The organism is Massilia sp. CFBP9026 (assembly GCF_034045165.1).
GTDB classification, from domain to species: Bacteria; Pseudomonadota; Gammaproteobacteria; order Burkholderiales; family Burkholderiaceae_D; genus Telluria; species Telluria arenae.
Genome location: NZ_JAXCWH010000018.1, coordinates 1 through 15,654, shown reverse-complemented (window position 1 = coordinate 15,654; position 15,654 = coordinate 1). Strand labels below are relative to the sequence as shown.

Genomic DNA, 15,654 nt, shown 5'->3' with positions numbered 1-15,654 from the left:
AAAGAGATTGAGCGGTAACGCGAAAAAAGTCACCACCGAGTTCAAACCGCCCGTCCTTCTCTTAGCCGTCAACGTCTGCAATGGGTCGATAGCGGGCGTACGAAGGCTCAGTCAGGGCACTAAACTGGCGTCCGTGTTTGTACACGGACTGATGCCATCGCCCGCGCATCGATGATCGCGCGGCCCTGACCGCAATCCTGTTTGTGCTCAAGACCGGGATACCATGGGAATATTTGCCGCGCGAACTCGGCTGCGGCAGTGGCATGACTTGTTGACGCCGGCTTCAGGAATCGATGGAAGCTGGCGCTTGGCAGCGCGTCCACGAGGCAGTTCGTCGACGGCTGCCCGAGCACGACCAAATCATGTGGGATCGAGCTTGCGTTGACGCTACCGCTTACTCGCCCATGCGGGTGGCGAGCACACGGGCAGAAATCCTGCTGATCGTCGCAAGCTCGGCGGCGAACACGACTTGCTCGTCGATCAGCGGGGATTGCCGCTGGTAGCCAAGATCTCACGCCCCCAGGTAGCCGACGCGCGTTTTCGAGAAAGGCCCGGTCGATGGCGTCGGACGTCGAGCGCACCTGAAGGTGGCTACACCACTTTCGCAGATTACGCATCCGCCATGAGCGACGAGCAGGCACCCATCAGGCGTTCCTCTCGCTCGCTTGCTCACTCATCTGTTGGCGGTCATGTCGAACGGTTCTGCCAGGCGCTCTCAGCCAACGGTCCCGACGATCGACACATCCCGGTTCTCGGGAATCTCGTTATACGACAGCACGTGCAGGCCCGGCGCGAACAGGCGCGCATAGCGCGCCAGCAGCGGGCGCACCTGCGGCAGCACCAGCAGCAGCGGCGGCGTGTGCTGCTGCTTCATCTGCTCGCGCGCCACCGGCATATTGATCTGCAGTTGAGACAGCAGTTGCGGATCGATCGGGTAGTTGTCCAGCACCACCTTGCCGCCGCCGGCCTGGCGCGCCTGGTTCAGGGAACCGAGCAGCATGTTTTCCAGCTCGGCCGACAGATTAAACGCCGGCATGTCCTTCTTCTTGCCGAACAGGGTCGAGACGATCTGGCGCCGCAGCGCGCAGCGCACCTCGGCCGCCAGCAGGATCGGATCCTTGGTCGTCTCCGAGCTGTCGAGCAGGGTCGTCGCGATCACCACGATATCCTTCAGCGACACGCCCTCGGCCAGCAGCACGCGGAATACGCGCAGCAGCTGCGTATGGGTCAGCGCCTTGTCCAGCGCCGCCGCCAGCTTGGGCGAGAGCGCGGTCAGGCGTTCCAGGATGGCCGGCACGTCTTCGTGGCGGAACAGCTCGTGCAGGTATTCGCGCACCACTTTCGAGACGTGGGTCGCGATCGCGCTCGGCACCTCGACCACCTGGTAGCCCAGGCCCAGCGCATGCGCCTTCTGGTCGGGCGTGATCCAGGTGATGGCCATGCCGTAGGCCGGTTCGATGCCGGGCACGCCATCGAGCTCGCCGTACACGTTCGGCGACGGGATCGCCAGCAGGTGGTCGGGCATCACCTCGGCCTCGGCCACCACCGTGCCCGACAGGCTGATCGCATACTGGGTGGGACGCAGCGCCAGGTCGTCGCGCACCGCGATCGCCGGCAGCAGCATGCCCATCTGCTCCGACAGGCTCTGGCGCACGCCCTTGACGCGCTTGTTGAGCGGCTCGCCTTGGGCGCGATCGAGCATGCCGACCAGCTTGTAGCCCACCGCCACCGTCACCGGCTGCACCACCGGCAAGGCCTGCCAGTCGAGGTCGACCACGCGCTCTTCGCGCAGCGCGGCCTCGATCTTGGCCACGCCGGCGTTGTCGGGCGCCAGCACCCGCTGGCCGACCTTCCAGCCGGCGAAGGCCAGCACCGCCGCCGCCAGCGCGAAGAACAGCCACGGCATGCCGGGCACCACCGCCATCAGCAGCATCACGCCGGCCGCCGAATACAGCACGCCCGGCTGGGCCAGCACCTGGTTGCCGACCTGCTGTTCGAGGTCGCCCGATTCGCCGATGCGGGTAACCAGGATCGCAGCCGCCGCCGACAGCATCAGCGCCGGGATCTGGGCCACCAGGCCGTCACCGATGGTCAGCAGCGCATACACGCGGAAGGCGTCGCCAAGGGCCAGGTCGTACATCAGCGCGCCGATCGCGACGCCGCCCACCAGGTTGATGATCAGGATCAGGATCGACGCGATCGCATCGCCGCGCACGAACTTCGAGGCGCCGTCCATCGCGCCGTAGAAGTCGGCTTCGGCGGCGACGTCCTTGCGCCGCGTGGTGGCCTGCTCCTGGTTGATCAGGCCGGCATTCAGGTCGGCGTCGATCGCCATCTGCTTGCCCGGCAGCGCATCGAGCGTGAAGCGCGCCGAGACTTCCGAGATCCGCTCCGCGCCCTTGGTCACGACGATGAAGTTCACGATCATCAGGATGATGAAGATCACCAGGCCGACCACGAAGTTGCCGCCGATGACGACGTTACCGAAGGCTTCGATCACCTGGCCGGCGGCATGCGTGCCTTCGTGGCCATGCAGCAGCACGACGCGCGTGGAAGCGACGCTCAGCGCCAGGCGCATCAGGGTGGCGCCCAGGATCACGGTCGGGAACACCGAGAAGTCGAGCGGCCGCTTGGCCGTCACCGCGACCAGGATCACGATCAGCGACAGCACGATATTGAAGGTGAACAGCACGTCCAGCAGCACCGGCGGCAGCGGCAGCATGATCATGCCCAGCAGCGCGATCAGGAATACCGGGGCCGCGAACTTGTGCTTGCGCAGCTCGCCGACGAAGGCGTTGAAGGTATTCGTGAAGTTCATGCTCTTGCCTCGCTCAGGTGAGGTGGAACGTCCACCTCGTTGGGGAACCGCGGGGGCGCCTGGCGCCGGCCCGTTCGGAACGCATTCAGTTGCAGGACGTAGTTCAGCACCTGCGACACCGCCTGGTACAGCTGTGCCGGAATCTGCTGCTGCACCTGGCTGGTGTTATAGATCGCCCGCGCCAGCGGCGGCAGGGTGAGGGTCTCGATATTGTTTTCCCGCGCCACCTGGCGGATGTAGAGCGCCATCTCGTCGACGCCCTTGGCCACCACGAACGGCGCCTCGGCGCGCCCGGTATCGTACTTCAGCGCCACCGCATAGTGCTCGGGGTTGACGATCACCACGTCGGCGGTCGGCACCGTGCTGCGCACGCTGCGCCGCGCCAGCTGCTGCTGCAGCTGGCGGATGCGCTGCTTGACCTCGGGCCGGCCCTCGTTGCTCTTGTGTTCATCCTTGATGTCCTGCTTGCTCATGCGCTGGTTGCGCATGAACAGGTAGTGCTGCACCGGCACGTCGATCACCGCGAACACCACGAACACCGCCACCAGCGCCATCAGGGCGTCGAAGGCCAGGCCGGCGCCGGTGGTCAGGGCGTCGATCAGCGGCATGCGCTGCAGTTCGACGTAGCCCTTCATGCTGGCGCGCGAGACCATCCACAGCACCACGCCCAGCATCACGGCCTTGGCGAACGAGGTCAGGAAACCGACCCAGTGCTTCTGGGTGAACAGGTTGCCCAGGTTGGTGATGGGGCTGAAGCGGCTGAACTTCGGCTGCAGGTTCTTGCCGCTGGCGATGAAGCCGCCCGGCACCGCGCCGGCCACGATGATCGCGAACGGCACCGCCAGCAGCGGCAACACCATCTGCACCAGCAGCACCACGGCGGCGCCGAACACCACCGACAGGGCGTTCTCCATCGCGCCCTCGGCGCCCAGCGGCGCGAACACCAGCCGGAACAGGTGGCGCATGTCTTCCAGGTAGCTCGGCGCCATCAGCGCGAACAGCTTGAGGCTGATCAGGATGCCGACCGCGGTCGCCAGGTCGCGCGAGCGCACCACCTGCCCTTCCTGGCGCGCCTTCCTGAGCTTCTGGGCTGAGGGCTTTTCGGTCTTGTCGCCGCTGCTGTTATCCGCCACGGGCCATCCTCATCTGCTCGTTGATCATCTCGAGCACCTGGTTGGTCATCGCGACGTAGTGCTCGGGGATGAAGCGCACCAGCTGCACCAGCATCAGGAGGCCAAAGATCGTCACCAGGGCGAAGCCCAGCGAGAACAGGTTCAGGCTGGGCGCGACCCGGTTCAGGAAGCCGAAGCCCATCTGCACCACGATGGTGGAAAACACGATCGGCAGCGCCAGCAGCATCGCGGCCGAGAACACCCAGCCGACGTTCAGCGCCACCGCCTCGAGCAGCATCGGCTGGAAGCCCGAGCCGACTGGCCAGGCATGGAAGCTCTGGCCCAGCACCGCCACCAGCACCAGGTGGCCGTCGATGGCGAAGAACACGAGCATCGCCACCAGCGACATCAGGCCCGAGATCACGTCCGAGACCTGGCCGTTGATCGGGTCGTTCATCTGGGCCATCGAAAAGCCGATCTGGCTCGAGGCCAGGAAGCCGAGCATGGTCACCGCCGCCATCGCGAACTGCAGGGCGAGGCCCAGCACGCCGCCGATCACGGCCTGCTCGAACATCGCGACCACGCCGGCCAGCGAGAACGGATCGGGCATGGCGCCGCCCGCGCGGGTGGTCAGGGGCAGCATCAGGAACGACAGCACCAGCGCCAGCAGCGCGCGCACCGGCATCGGGATCGCGCCGTCGCCCATCACCGGGGCGGTGACCATCATCGCCATGATGCGGCAGAACGGCCACCACAGGGCGCCGATCAGCGGCAGCAGGAATCCGAACAGCTCGATGCCCATTCAACCCACCAGGGTCGCGGCGCGCTGGAACACCGACACGCAGTAATCCATCAGCTTGGAGGTCATCCAGTGGCCGGCCAGGATCACCGCCAGCAAGGTCACCAGCAGGCGCGGCAGGAAGCTCAGGGTCTGCTCGTTGATCTGGGTCGCGGCCTGGAACAGCGCCACCACCAGGCCCATGATCAGGCCCGGGATGACCAGCGCCATCACCAGCAGCATCACGATCTGCAGGGCCTCGACCACCAGGTCGACGGCGATATCGGGTGTCATGTCTCGTTTCTCCCGGATTCGCTAAAAGCCGTGGATGCTGCCGACCAGGGTGCTGACGGTGAGCGTCCAGCCGTCGACCAGCACGAACAGCAGCAGCTTGAAGGGCAGCGAGATCACCAGCGGCGACAGCATCATCATGCCCATCGCCATCAGCACCGAGGCCACCACCAGGTCGATGATCAGGAACGGGATGAACAGCATGGCCCCGATCTGGAACGCGGTCTTCAGTTCGGACAGCACGAAGGCCGCCAGCTTGACCGGGAAGCTGTGCGCCTGCGGCTGGGCATGCAGCGGCTCGCCCGCCAGGCGCGCGACCTGGGCCAGCGAGGCCTTGCTGGTCTGGGCCAGCATGAAGCGAGAGATCGGGCCCTCGGCGATGCGCAGCGCCTGCTCCAGGCCGATCCGGTCCTGGTCGTAGGGAAGGAAGGCGTCTTTCCAGACCTGCTCGCCGACCGGACGCATCACCAGGATGGTCAGGATCAGGGCGATGCCGGTGATGATCCGGGTCGGCAGGCCCTGCTGCAGCCCGAGGGCCTGGCGCAGCAGCGACAGCACGATGACGAAGCGGGTGAAGCAGGTCATCATCATGATCATCACGGGCAGCAGCCCGAGCAGGGTCATGATGACCAGGATCTGCGACTTGACGCTCATCCCGGAGCTGGCGGCGTCGGCGCCGGGAATCACCCCGGCCAGCAGGTCCTGGTTCTGGGCCAGCGCCGGCGCCGAGGCCAGCAGGCCGTACAGCAGCAGCGCGCCAGCGGCTGCGCGCGCGCCGCGCGTCATGGCGCGAGCATGTCCAGGTTCAGGCCGTCCAGGTCGATCACCTTCAGGCCGTACTGCTCGCCCGCGACCACCACCTCGGCGCGCCCGATCGGGGTGCCGTTGACCTTGATCACCAGCGGTTCGCCGGCCAGCGAATCGAGCGGCAGCACCGACGATGGCTGGATCTCCATCAGCTCCTGCAGCGAGACCCGGGCCGACCCGACCTCGAGGGTCAGGGTCACCGGGATGCGCCGCATCATCTGCGGCAGCTGGCGTGCGCCAGTGCGGCCGGCCGTGGAGGTCGCCTGCTCGGCGGCGTCCAGATCATCGATGATCACGTCGCCAGCCAGTTGCTCGTTGAGGTTCATGTCCATTATTCGGCGTCTTCAAATGAGGTTAAACACAGCTTGCCCTTGTGCTCGGCCACCGCGGCCGTGAACAGGCGGGAATCGTCGAGCAGCACGTCGGCGCGGCCGACCGAGACCGGGATCACGTCGCCGACCTTCAGGCCGAACAGCGTGGCCAAGGTCACTTCCTTGCTCACCAGGCGGCCTTCCAGCTTCACCTGCAGGTGCGTGGCCAGCGGTTCGCGCGCCATGCGCACGGCGCCGCGCATGCAATTGCGCTCGGCCATCAGGCCCTGCAACACATGGGCCATCAGGCCATGGTCGGGACTGATCCACAATTGCCCTTCCGGCGCCGCCACGCTGGGGTCGTCGGTATCGCGTCGGCCATACTGGGCGCGCAGCACGACGCGGATCACCCAGCCGGCCTTGCCGGGGGCGCCCGCCGGCACGATCGAGGTTCCGGCCTTGGCCAGCTGTGGCGCGGCCGCTACAGCAGCACCCGCCGCCAGCAGCCCTTCGGCCACCTTCTCGTCCAGCAGCGCCGCCACTTGCTGGGCCAGGGTCGCGCCCAGCCGCTCCTCGGTCGCGGTCACGCGCTCGAGGCCGGGGTCGCGCTGCGGTGCAGCGTTCGGGCCCTGGGTGCGGCGCGCATAGCGGCCTTCAAGCAGGCCCAGCAGCAAACCGCGCTCGAACGCGACCGCGGCCAGGCCATAAGGACCGGTCACGCCCAGCCAGCGCAGGCTGCGGTCGTCGGGAGCGCGCTCGAAGGCGAGGCTCTCGAGACGGAAGGCGCCCCAGTAGCGGCGGCCTCCGGGCGAGGCCATCGCCGCACCCAGCGCTTCGGCCAGGCGCGCCGCGAAGGACGGCAGCAGGTGTACCGGACGTCCCAGCAGGCAGGGGTCGAGCACCTGGAAATCGCGTGCACGCTCTGGTTGATTAATCGACATGTTTGTTGACTGAAAATTACGTTTCGATGACAGCTTTTCATTCCCCACAGCAACAATTATACAGGGAACTTACCCGCTGAGACTTTGACATTCTTCTTTGATTTCCAACTTGCCGTACGGTAATATCGTGCTGTCGCACCGCAACAACTGACCCGCTTCCCTCTGGGGACAACGGCAAAACCAGTAGCTTGACGGAAGTCAGACGGCAAAAACAAACGTTCGTTCGTTGATCGGTTTTCAAGTTTTACTTACTAAGAACCGTTGTAAAAAGACGAAAAACGGTAACTATATGTCGCTCGCTAACAACAACGTTTTAAATGGGAACCACGATGGCAACTGAACTTGCCGGCCTGATCCGGGCCGACCTGGCGCAACTGACCAACGACGCGAACCGCCTGGCGATCGCCCCCGCCGCCAATTCCTTCGCCGAGCTGGGGGCCCACGGGGCCCACGGGGCCCAGGCCGACGCCGGCTTCTCGTTCACCCACGTCATGAAGCAGGCGCTGGACAACGTCAACGCCCAGGACCAGGCCGCCGGCGCCCGCGTGGCCGCGGTCGAAGCCGGCAAGAGCGACGACCTGGTCGGCGCCATGCTGGCGAGCCAGCAGGCCAGCCTGTCGTTTTCGATGCTGATGCAGGTTCGCAACAAGGTCATGACGGCGGTCGACGAACTGATCAAGCTCCCGGTCTGAACCATTCGAAAAGCGACAACCCGTGATCTCCTCCCTCAAAGCCGCCGTCGGCGGCAAGCTGGCCATGCCCTCGCTGCCGCCGGCGCTGCGCAACAACCTGCCGCTGATGCTCGGCCTGGCCGTGGCGCTCACCGCGGCCATCATGATGTACCTGTGGCAGGACCAGTCCAGCTACAAGCCGGTGTTCGGCGCGCGCGAAAAAGTCGTCGCCGCCGACATGATGACGGTGCTCGAAGCCGAACAGATTCCGTATCGCGTCCATCCCGAGAGCGGCCAGGTGATGGTGCCGGCGTCGGAGTTGGGCAAGGTGCGCATGCTGCTGGCCGCCAAGGGCGTGACCGCCCAGCTGCCGGCCGGCCTGGAACTGATGGACCGTTCCGACCCGCTGGGCGTGTCGCAATTCGTGCAGGACGTGCGCTTCCGGCGCGGCCTGGAAGGCGAGCTGGCGCAAAGCATCCTGACCATGGACGCCATCGCTTCCGCCCGCGTCCACCTGGCGATCGCCAAGACCAGCTCCTTCGTCACCGCCAATACCGACGGCAACTCGGCCTCGGTGATGGTCACCGTCAAGCCGGGCCGCGCGCTGTCGAACGAACAGGTGGCCGCCGTGGTCAACCTGGTCTCGGGCAGCGTGGCGGGCCTGAAGCCGCAGCGCGTGTCGCTGGTCGACCAGGCCGGCAACCTGCTGTCGGCGCGGGTCGACCTGGCCGACGGCTTCGAAGGCGCGACCCAGGGCGACGCCGCCTCCAGGCGCTACACCGACGAAGTGCGCGCCAACGTCAACGACCTGCTGGCGCCGATCCTGGGCGTCGATAACTACAAGCTGAGCGTCACCGCCGCGGTGGACAACGACCGCATCGAAGAGACCCAGGAAAAATACGGCGAAGCGCCGAAGGTCACCAGCGAAGCGATGCGCGAGGAGATGGAGAAGAACCGCATGGCGCTGGGCGTGCCGGGCACCCTGTCGAACCGTCCGCCGGCGCCGGCCACCCCGGATGCCGAGGGCGACGCGCCGCAAGAGAACAACGACGACGGCAGCGCGCGCAAGAACGCCACCACCCGCCAGTACGCCTATGACCGCGCGATCACCCAGATCAAGCGCGAGCGCGGCCGCCTGAAGAAGCTGTCGGTGGCAGTGGTGCTGAACAACGCCAGCGCTGCCAACGGCCAGGCCTGGACCCCGGCCGAGCTGGCCAATATCGAAAAAATCCTGGCCGGCGGCCTGGGCATCGACGCCGCGCGCGGCGACGTGCTGGCCGTGTCGAGCCTGAAATTCCCGGCCGCGCCGGTGGCCCAGGAATGGTGGCAGGAGCGCGACAACGTGGTCGACATGACCACCTACGCCCTGTGGGCGCTGGGCGCCCTGCTGGCCTACTTCCTGCTGGCCCGCCCGCTGCTGCGCGCCGTCACCACCCGCCTGGCGCCGCAACAACCGCCGCTGGTGCCGGCCGCGCCGGCCCTGCCGGGCAGCGGCGCTGCGGCTGCCGCCGATGCGGCCGATGGGGCGCCGGCCGGCGTGGCCGCCCTCGGCGCGCCGGACGGCGTGGCCACGGCCGCCCGCCCCGGCGCCGTGGTGCCGCTGCTGGAAAACTACGACCTGCCGCCGAGCGGTTCGGCGGTCGACGTCATGGTCGACCACTTGAAAGTCCTGGCCGGCAAGGAGCCTGAGCGCGTTGCCGAAGTCGTCAAACAATGGGTACAGAAAAAACATGGCCGACCAGAATAATTTTGAGGGCGACGACGACGTCGCCCTGACCTCGGTCGAACAGGCCGCGATCGTGCTGCTGTCGATCGGCGAGGAGCAGGCGGCCGCCGTGCTGCGCTGCCTCGAGCGCGACGAACTGATGGAACTGACCCAGGTGATGTCGCGCATGAGCGGCATCAAGGTCGACGCCGTCCGCTCGGCGCTCCAGTCCTTCTTCGACGACTACCGCCAGCAAAGCGGCCTGCACGGCGCCTCGCGCAGCTACCTCAAGCGTTCGCTCGACCTGGCGCTGGGCAGCGACATCGCCAACAGCGTGCTCAACACGATCTATGGCGACGCGATCCGTCCGATGATGGCGCGCCTGCAGTATGCCTCGCCGCGCTGGCTGGCCGAATTCGTCTCCTCCGAGCACGTGCAGATGCAGGCCGTGTTCCTGGCCTTCCTGCCGCCGGCGCTGGCATCCCAGATCCTGGAAGCGCTGCCGGTCGAAGGTCGTGAACTGGTTTTGCTGAACATGGCGCGCCTCGACGAGATCGACCGCGACGTGCTGCACGAACTCGAAGAACTGGTCAACCGCTGCCTGGCCGCGCTCGATACGCAAAGCGCCAGCGTCGAGGGCGTGCGCCAGGTCGCCGATATCCTCAACCGCCTGCAGGACAACCGCGCCGGCATGGTCGAACTGCTGCGCGCCCACGATCCCGAGGTGGTGTCGCAGATCGAGATGTCGATGTACGACTTCTTCATCCTGTCGCGCCAGACCGAGCAAGTCATCACCCGCCTGCTCGACGACGTGCCGCTGGAACAGTGGGCGATCGCGCTCAAGGGCGCCGAAGCGCCGCTGCGCGACGCCATCCTGGCCGCCATGCCGCGCCGCCAGGCCCAGAGCTTCGAAGACCTGATGCGCCGTTCGGGCCCGGTCCCGATGTCGCGCATCGAGCAGACCCGCCGCGAGATCATGGCCACCGTCAAGGAACTGGCCGACGCCGGCGAAATCGACATCCAGCTGTTTGCCGAGGCGACCGCCGAATGAAACCGTTCAGGTCCTTTCACTTCCCGCCGCTGCACCAGGTCAGCAAGGCGCGTCCGACCGGTTCGGACGGCGTCGGCTCGACCGAGGAATGGCAGAGCGCGCTGGCCGACGGCTACCGCCAGGGACAGCGCGAAGGCTATGAGGCCGGCCTCGACCAGGGCCGCGCAGAAGGCTACCCGCGCGGCGAGGCCGAGGGCCGCGAACTCGGACAGGAAGAAGGCCGCGCCGCCGCGCTGGCCCGTTTCGACGAACTGGCGCGCCCGGTCGACGCCATCCTGGACAGCCTGGGACAGCTGAAGGCCGACCTGCGCGCGGCCCAGCGCAACGAAGTGGTCGACCTGGTCGGCAAGATCGCGCGCCAGGTGATCCGCGCCGAGCTGGCGCTGCAGCCGGTCCAGCTGCTGGCCCTGGTCGAAGAAGCGCTGTCGGTGATGCCGCCGTCGCGCGACGAAGTCGAAGTGTTCATGAATCCTGAAGAACTGCGCCGGGTGCAGGAACTCGATCCCAAGCGCGCCCGCGCCTGGACCCTGCTGCCCGACCCTGCCCTGGAACCGGGCGAGTGCCGCGTGCGCTCCGGCGACAATGAAGTCGACGCCGGCTGCCAGGGCCGCCTGAAGGCGGTGATGGAGCAGGTCCACGACCAGCTCATGACGGAAGAGCCGGCAGCATGATGGCCCTTGCCGATTCCTTGCGCGCGGTCGATATCGGCGCGGTGCCGGTGGCGACGCCGACCGGGCGCCTGGTCGGCGCCCAGGGGCTGCTGCTGGAATCGGTCGGCTGCCGCCTGCATACGGGCCAGCGCTGCCGCATCGAGACCGTCGACGGCGAGTGGCTCGACGCGCAAGTGGTGGGCTTCCGCGAAAAAGTATCGTACCTGATGCCGTTCAAGAAGGCGACCGGCCTGTCCACCGGCGCGCGCGTGCTGCCCACGCCGGACAAGAGCGATCTGATGATCGGCCCCAGCTGGCTGGGCCGCATGGTCAACGGCCTGGGCGAACCGATCGACGGCCTGGGCCGCCTCGGCGGCGACCAGCCCTTGTCGACCACCCCGCCGCGCGTCAATCCCCTGAAGAAGGCGCCGGTCGAGGAACCGCTCGACGTCGGCGTGCGCGCCATCAATTCGATGCTCACCATCGGCAAGGGCCAGCGCGTCGGCCTGATGGCCGGTTCCGGGGTCGGCAAGTCGGTGCTGCTGGGCCTGATCACGCGCCAGACCGTGGCCGACGTGATCGTGGTCGGCCTGATCGGCGAACGTAACCGCGAGGTGCGCGAATTCGTCGAGCGCTCGCTCGGCCCCGACGGCCTGAAACGCGCCGTCCTGGTGGTGGCGCCGGCCGACGAAAGCCCGCTGATGCGGGTGATGGCGACCGAGATGTGCCATGCGGTCGCCGCCCATTTCCGCGACCGCGGCCAGAACGTGCTGCTGCTGTGCGATTCGCTGACCCGCTACGCGATGGCGCTGCGCGAAGTGGCGCTGTCGCTGGGCGAGCCGCCGGCCACGCGCGGCTATCCGCCGTCGGTGTTCTCGAACATGCCGCAACTGGTCGAATCGGCCGGCAATGGTGAACAAGCCCGAGGCAGCATGAGCGCCATTTATACGGTGCTGGCCGAAGGCGACGACCAGCAGGACCCGGTGGTCGACTCGGCGCGCGCCATCCTCGACGGCCACATCGTGCTCACGCGCGAGCTGGCCGAGCGCGGCCACTATCCGGCGATCGACGTCGCCCAGTCGATCTCGCGCTGCATGGCGCAGGTGGTGCCGCAGGAACACGCGCTGGCCGCGCGCAAGCTGAAGGCCGCGATGGCGCGCCATGCGCGCGTGCGCGACCTGATCCCGCTCGGCGCCTATGTGCCGGGCGCCGATCCCGAAACCGACCGCGCGGTGCAGCTGCAGCCGCAGATCGAAGCCTTCCTGTGCCAGGGAACGCGCGAGGAAGCCCCCATGGATGGCTGTGTCGATGCCCTGAAAGCGATGATGGAATGAAGCGAGAACACACGATCCGCAGCATCGGCACCCTGGTGCAACTGCGTACGACCCAGGTCGACCGCCTGCAGGCCGACCTGGCGAGCCAGGAAGCGACCCGGCTGCGCTACCAGAACAACCTGGAGCGGCTGAACGCGCTGGCCGAAGGCAGCGGCGCCTCGGGCAATGCGCGTGGCGCCAGCGGCGCCAGCAGCGCCGCACCGCTGCTGTCGCCGGCGCTGGCCCTGAACTGCGGCGCCTACAAGCAGGGCGTGCTGGCGCTGGCCGACAGCCACCGCACCGACCTGTCGCTGCACGAGGCGAATATGGCGGTGGCGCAGGGCCGCCTGAAGGATGCCTGGGTCCGGCGCGAGCTGCTGGGCAAGGTGCTGGTGCGCGAGCAGGATGCGCATGCGGCGGACAAGGAACGCGCCACCAGAAAGCGCGAAGACGATATCGCCACCCAAGCATGGATGGCCGGAAAAACGGGCGGCCAGGCCGCGGCTTGAGCCAAGCAGACGAATAAACCAAGGAGCAATTCATGGCAACAGCAATCAACGCCCCAACCTACGATCCGATTCCGACCGCGAACGACCTGGCCGACAAGTACATCGCATCGCGCCAGCAAATCCTGAACAACCAGACCAAGGCGGCGACCGCCACCGAGAAGGCCCTGAGCGAGCTCAATTCGGCGCTGTCCGCATTCCAGAGCAGCCTGTCCTCGCTCACCGGCCTGAACAAAACCATGTATGCGCAGTCGGCGGCCTTCAGCGATACCACGCTGGGCAGCGCCACCGCCTCCAGCACCGCCGCCCCGGGCACCTATGCATTCTTCGTCAAGCAGCTGGCGGCCGTCAGCCAGGTGTCGTACTCCGGCCTGACCGACAATGCCGGCGTCAGCGGCAAGCTGACCGTGAACATGGGCGGCGCGGCCGCCTTCGAAGTGAATATGGCGACCGCCGATGCCGACGGCAACGGCACCCTCTCCACGCGCGAACTGGCCGCGGCGATCAATGCCGCCGCCGGCAACGACGGCAAGATCACCGCGTCGGTGATCAACACCGGCGGCACCGCCGAGCTGGTGCTGACCTCGAAGGACACCGGCGCCAATACCGCGATCACGCTCGACACCAGCCTGGTCACGGGCGGCTCGAGCCTGGCCGCCGCGAACGCCGATCCGGCGCGCCGCCGCGTGCTGTCGCAGGCGCAGGACGCCGAGATCCGCGTCGGTTCCGAGAACGGCACCGCGATCGTCCAGGCCAGCAATACCTTCACCGCCATCGACGGCGTCAAGATGACCTTCACCAAGGTCCAGGCCAGCGGCGCCAGCCCGTTCACGCTGACCGTCGGCCAGGACGACAAGACCACCACCGACAACGTCAAGGCCTTCATCGAAGCCTTCAACAAGCTCCGGAACGTGCTTGCGACGCTGACCAAGCCCGGCGACAAGGCCAATGAAATCGCCGGCGGCGCCTTTTCCCACGATGGCGGCGTGCGCGCGCTGAACGACCGCCTGACCGCCCTGCTGCGTCCGGACGGCCCTGATTCGCTGGCCAACTACGGCATCGTCGCCACCCGCAGCGGCACCCTGGAACTGGACGAGGACCGCCTGCTCGCCCAGCTGGCGCGCAATCCAGCCGGCCTCGACGCCGTGATCGGCTCGACCGCCGCGGCGTCGCCGACCGGCGTCGCCGGCGCCCTCGACAAGTACGTGAAAACCTGGAGCAACGGCGTCAACGGCCAGATCAAGCTGCGGCGCGAACAGACCAGCACCCTGCAGACCAGGCTGGCCGACCGCCAGGCCAAGCTCAACGACCAGCACAAGGCCGCCTACGACCGCTACCTGAAACAGTTCACGCAGCTGCAGACCATGCAGAACCAGATGAACCATAACGTGACCTTGTTCGACGCCCTGTTCGGCAACGACAAGGACTGAAGAAAGCCCACTATGTCCTATCAGGAAGCCTACGGCAGCTACCACGCCGTCAACCTGGACGCGCAGACCTCGCGCGCCTCGCCGGTCGAGCTGGTGCTGCTGCTCACCGACGGCCTGCTCGACGAGCTGGCGCGCGCACGCGCCCACATCGTCGGACGCCGCTACGAAGCCAAGGCCAAGAGCATCGACAAATGCGTCGAGATCATCAACGGCCTGTCGAGCTCGCTCGACTTCGAGAGCGGCGGCGAGACCGTCGCCAACCTGGCGACCATCTACGAGTTCTGCGCCACCCGCCTGCACGGGGCCAGCATCAAGCTCGATCCGGTGATGATCGACGAAGTGGTGCAGATCCTGACCACCATCCGCCAGGGCTGGAAAGGCGTACAGGAACGCAATGGATAGGACGCCCGCCATCGAGCGCCTGACGGCGCGCCTGCGCGACGCCGGCGCACGCGCCGACTGGGACCTGCTGGAACTGGCCGTGCGCGAGCTCGTGCCCCAGCTCCAGGCGCTGGCCGCGCGCGGCGGCTGGAGCGCGCGCGAACGCGCGGCCCTGGCCAGCCTGCGCGCAGCCCACGATGGGGCGGCCCAGGCCAGCGCCGAGGCCGCCGCCGGCCTGCAGGAACTGATGGACGATTTGCACGACAACCAGGAAGGCCGCATGGCCTATGCCCTCGCGGGCGAACTCGAACCGGGCAGCATCACACAATGAATTTCTCCATGAATAGCGCGATGAACGCCATGAATGCGGTCGGCAATACCGCCGCCAGGGCCGCCGCCAACGGCGCCCCGCTCGATGCGGCTGCGGCGCCCACGGACGCGGCAGCACCGGCGACGGACGCGGTCCTGCCGCAGCCGGCCGCCCAGGTGCTGCCGTTCCAGCACTGGATCGCGGTCGACGGCGCCCTGCCGGCGCTGGACGCGGCCGCGCCTGGCGACGCCACCGCGCCCGAGGCCACGCCCGACGACAGCGCGACCGAGCAGGCCGACGACGTCCTCGTCGCCGAGCAGGCCGTGGTCATCGACGCTGCGCTGGCCGCGATGACGCCGCAAGTCGCGCCGGCCGCGCTGCCGGCCATGATGATGGCGATGCCGGGCGCCAGGCCGGCCGCCAACGACGGCACCGCACCGGTCACGGCGGCCACCGCCCCCGCCGCTGCCGCCGTTACCGATACGGTCGCGGCGCCCGAGGCCCAGCCGGCGGTCGCCGCCCGCGCCGCGCCGGAAGCGCCGGTCGCGCCGCTGGCAGCCGCACCGGCAGCTCCGGCCG

Annotated in this window: 16 protein-coding genes and 2 pseudogenes; 11 read left to right on the top strand and 7 right to left on the bottom strand. The window is 67.5% G+C overall.

What is annotated here, in order from left to right; genetic code table 11:
• Positions 1 to 158: 158 nt before the first annotated feature.
• Positions 159 to 514, top strand: a pseudogene (locus SOM28_RS26350) (transposase); the annotation flags it as partial.
• 201 nt (positions 515 to 715) lie between these two features.
• On the opposite strand, the gene SOM28_RS26070 reads toward SOM28_RS26350, so the two are convergent.
• The 7 genes from SOM28_RS26070 to SOM28_RS26040 are packed head-to-tail and all read right to left on the bottom strand — an operon-like array spanning position 716 to position 7,058.
• Positions 716 to 2,818: a flagellar biosynthesis protein FlhA gene (locus SOM28_RS26070; RefSeq protein ID WP_123069081.1), complete on the bottom strand. Its 2,103-nt coding sequence runs from the start codon at positions 2,816 to 2,818 to the stop codon at positions 716 to 718.
• Entirely contained in the window at positions 2,815 to 3,951 is a 1,137-nt protein-coding gene (flhB, locus tag SOM28_RS26065) for a flagellar type III secretion system protein FlhB (protein ID WP_320469937.1), read from the bottom strand. Before flhB ends, SOM28_RS26070 begins: the two co-directional genes overlap by 4 nt.
• Positions 3,941 to 4,732 (bottom strand): flagellar biosynthetic protein FliR, encoded by a 792-nt coding sequence (gene fliR, locus SOM28_RS26060; RefSeq protein WP_123069079.1) that lies wholly within the window; start codon positions 4,730 to 4,732, stop codon positions 3,941 to 3,943. The genes flhB and fliR overlap by 11 nt, the downstream gene beginning before the upstream one ends.
• Complete coding sequence (fliQ, locus tag SOM28_RS26055; RefSeq protein WP_123069078.1) at positions 4,733 to 5,002, bottom strand: flagellar biosynthesis protein FliQ; 270 nt, start codon at positions 5,000 to 5,002, stop codon at positions 4,733 to 4,735.
• A 21-nt stretch (positions 5,003 to 5,023) separates the two neighbouring features.
• Positions 5,024 to 5,785: a flagellar type III secretion system pore protein FliP gene (fliP, locus tag SOM28_RS26050; protein ID WP_123069077.1), complete on the bottom strand. Its 762-nt coding sequence runs from the start codon at positions 5,783 to 5,785 to the stop codon at positions 5,024 to 5,026.
• Entirely contained in the window at positions 5,782 to 6,132 is a 351-nt protein-coding gene (locus tag SOM28_RS26045; protein WP_123069102.1) for a FliM/FliN family flagellar motor switch protein, read from the bottom strand. Before SOM28_RS26045 ends, fliP begins: the two co-directional genes overlap by 4 nt.
• A 5-nt stretch (positions 6,133 to 6,137) precedes the next feature.
• Entirely contained in the window at positions 6,138 to 7,058 is a 921-nt protein-coding gene (locus tag SOM28_RS26040; protein WP_320469936.1) for a FliM/FliN family flagellar motor C-terminal domain-containing protein, read from the bottom strand.
• Positions 7,059 to 7,387: 329 nt separating this feature from the next.
• Here SOM28_RS26040 and fliE point away from each other — a divergent pair, with 329 nt between their 5' ends.
• The 10 genes and pseudogenes from fliE to SOM28_RS25990 form a co-directional block, all read left to right on the top strand.
• Complete coding sequence (fliE, locus tag SOM28_RS26035) at positions 7,388 to 7,750, top strand: flagellar hook-basal body complex protein FliE (RefSeq protein ID WP_123069075.1); 363 nt, start codon at positions 7,388 to 7,390, stop codon at positions 7,748 to 7,750.
• 22 nt (positions 7,751 to 7,772) lie between these two features.
• Positions 7,773 to 9,476 carry a flagellar basal-body MS-ring/collar protein FliF gene (gene fliF, locus SOM28_RS26030; RefSeq protein ID WP_320469935.1) on the top strand — a complete coding sequence of 568 codons (1,704 nt, stop codon included), beginning with the start codon at positions 7,773 to 7,775 and terminating at the stop codon, positions 9,474 to 9,476.
• Positions 9,460 to 10,485, top strand: coding sequence for a FliG C-terminal domain-containing protein (locus tag SOM28_RS26025; protein ID WP_123070441.1), 1,026 nt, complete (start codon positions 9,460 to 9,462; stop codon positions 10,483 to 10,485). The genes fliF and SOM28_RS26025 overlap by 17 nt, the downstream gene beginning before the upstream one ends.
• Positions 10,482 to 11,156, top strand: coding sequence for a flagellar assembly protein FliH (gene fliH, locus SOM28_RS26020; RefSeq protein WP_123070442.1), 675 nt, complete (start codon positions 10,482 to 10,484; stop codon positions 11,154 to 11,156). The genes SOM28_RS26025 and fliH overlap by 4 nt, the downstream gene beginning before the upstream one ends.
• Positions 11,153 to 12,469 carry a flagellar protein export ATPase FliI gene (gene fliI / locus SOM28_RS26015; RefSeq protein ID WP_123070443.1) on the top strand — a complete coding sequence of 439 codons (1,317 nt, stop codon included), beginning with the start codon at positions 11,153 to 11,155 and terminating at the stop codon, positions 12,467 to 12,469. The genes fliH and fliI overlap by 4 nt, the downstream gene beginning before the upstream one ends.
• Positions 12,466 to 12,957, top strand: a complete 492-nt coding sequence (locus SOM28_RS26010; RefSeq protein ID WP_123070444.1) for a flagellar export protein FliJ — start codon at positions 12,466 to 12,468, stop codon at positions 12,955 to 12,957. The genes fliI and SOM28_RS26010 overlap by 4 nt, the downstream gene beginning before the upstream one ends.
• Positions 12,958 to 12,989: 32 nt before the next feature.
• Positions 12,990 to 14,384, top strand: coding sequence for a flagellar filament capping protein FliD (fliD, locus tag SOM28_RS26005; protein ID WP_320469934.1), 1,395 nt, complete (start codon positions 12,990 to 12,992; stop codon positions 14,382 to 14,384).
• Between the two features lie 12 nt (positions 14,385 to 14,396).
• Complete coding sequence (gene fliS, locus SOM28_RS26000; protein WP_123070446.1) at positions 14,397 to 14,786, top strand: flagellar export chaperone FliS; 390 nt, start codon at positions 14,397 to 14,399, stop codon at positions 14,784 to 14,786.
• Complete coding sequence (locus tag SOM28_RS25995; RefSeq protein ID WP_123070447.1) at positions 14,779 to 15,096, top strand: hypothetical protein; 318 nt, start codon at positions 14,779 to 14,781, stop codon at positions 15,094 to 15,096. Before fliS ends, SOM28_RS25995 begins: the two co-directional genes overlap by 8 nt.
• An 8-nt stretch (positions 15,097 to 15,104) precedes the next feature.
• Positions 15,105 to 15,654 (top strand): annotated as a pseudogene (locus SOM28_RS25990) (hypothetical protein); the annotation flags it as partial.

What these genes read in the sequence shown, in the direction of transcription:
- SOM28_RS26010 (WP_123070444.1), top strand. Translation starts at nt 12,466, where the DNA reads ATGAAGCGAGAACACACGATCCGCAGCATCGGCACCCTGGTGCAACTG.
- SOM28_RS26045 (WP_123069102.1), bottom strand. Translation starts at nt 6,132, where the DNA reads ATGAACCTCAACGAGCAACTGGCTGGCGACGTGATCATCGATGATCTG.
- SOM28_RS26070 (WP_123069081.1), bottom strand. Translation starts at nt 2,818, where the DNA reads ATGAACTTCACGAATACCTTCAACGCCTTCGTCGGCGAGCTGCGCAAG.
- fliS (WP_123070446.1), top strand. Translation starts at nt 14,397, where the DNA reads ATGTCCTATCAGGAAGCCTACGGCAGCTACCACGCCGTCAACCTGGAC.
- fliI (WP_123070443.1), top strand. Translation starts at nt 11,153, where the DNA reads ATGATGGCCCTTGCCGATTCCTTGCGCGCGGTCGATATCGGCGCGGTG.
- SOM28_RS25995 (WP_123070447.1), top strand. Translation starts at nt 14,779, where the DNA reads ATGGATAGGACGCCCGCCATCGAGCGCCTGACGGCGCGCCTGCGCGAC.
- SOM28_RS26025 (WP_123070441.1), top strand. Translation starts at nt 9,460, where the DNA reads ATGGCCGACCAGAATAATTTTGAGGGCGACGACGACGTCGCCCTGACC.
- fliD (WP_320469934.1), top strand. Translation starts at nt 12,990, where the DNA reads ATGGCAACAGCAATCAACGCCCCAACCTACGATCCGATTCCGACCGCG.
- fliR (WP_123069079.1), bottom strand. Translation starts at nt 4,732, where the DNA reads ATGGGCATCGAGCTGTTCGGATTCCTGCTGCCGCTGATCGGCGCCCTG.
- fliH (WP_123070442.1), top strand. Translation starts at nt 10,482, where the DNA reads ATGAAACCGTTCAGGTCCTTTCACTTCCCGCCGCTGCACCAGGTCAGC.
- fliP (WP_123069077.1), bottom strand. Translation starts at nt 5,785, where the DNA reads ATGACGCGCGGCGCGCGCGCAGCCGCTGGCGCGCTGCTGCTGTACGGC.
- fliE (WP_123069075.1), top strand. Translation starts at nt 7,388, where the DNA reads ATGGCAACTGAACTTGCCGGCCTGATCCGGGCCGACCTGGCGCAACTG.
- fliQ (WP_123069078.1), bottom strand. Translation starts at nt 5,002, where the DNA reads ATGACACCCGATATCGCCGTCGACCTGGTGGTCGAGGCCCTGCAGATC.
- SOM28_RS26040 (WP_320469936.1), bottom strand. Translation starts at nt 7,058, where the DNA reads ATGTCGATTAATCAACCAGAGCGTGCACGCGATTTCCAGGTGCTCGAC.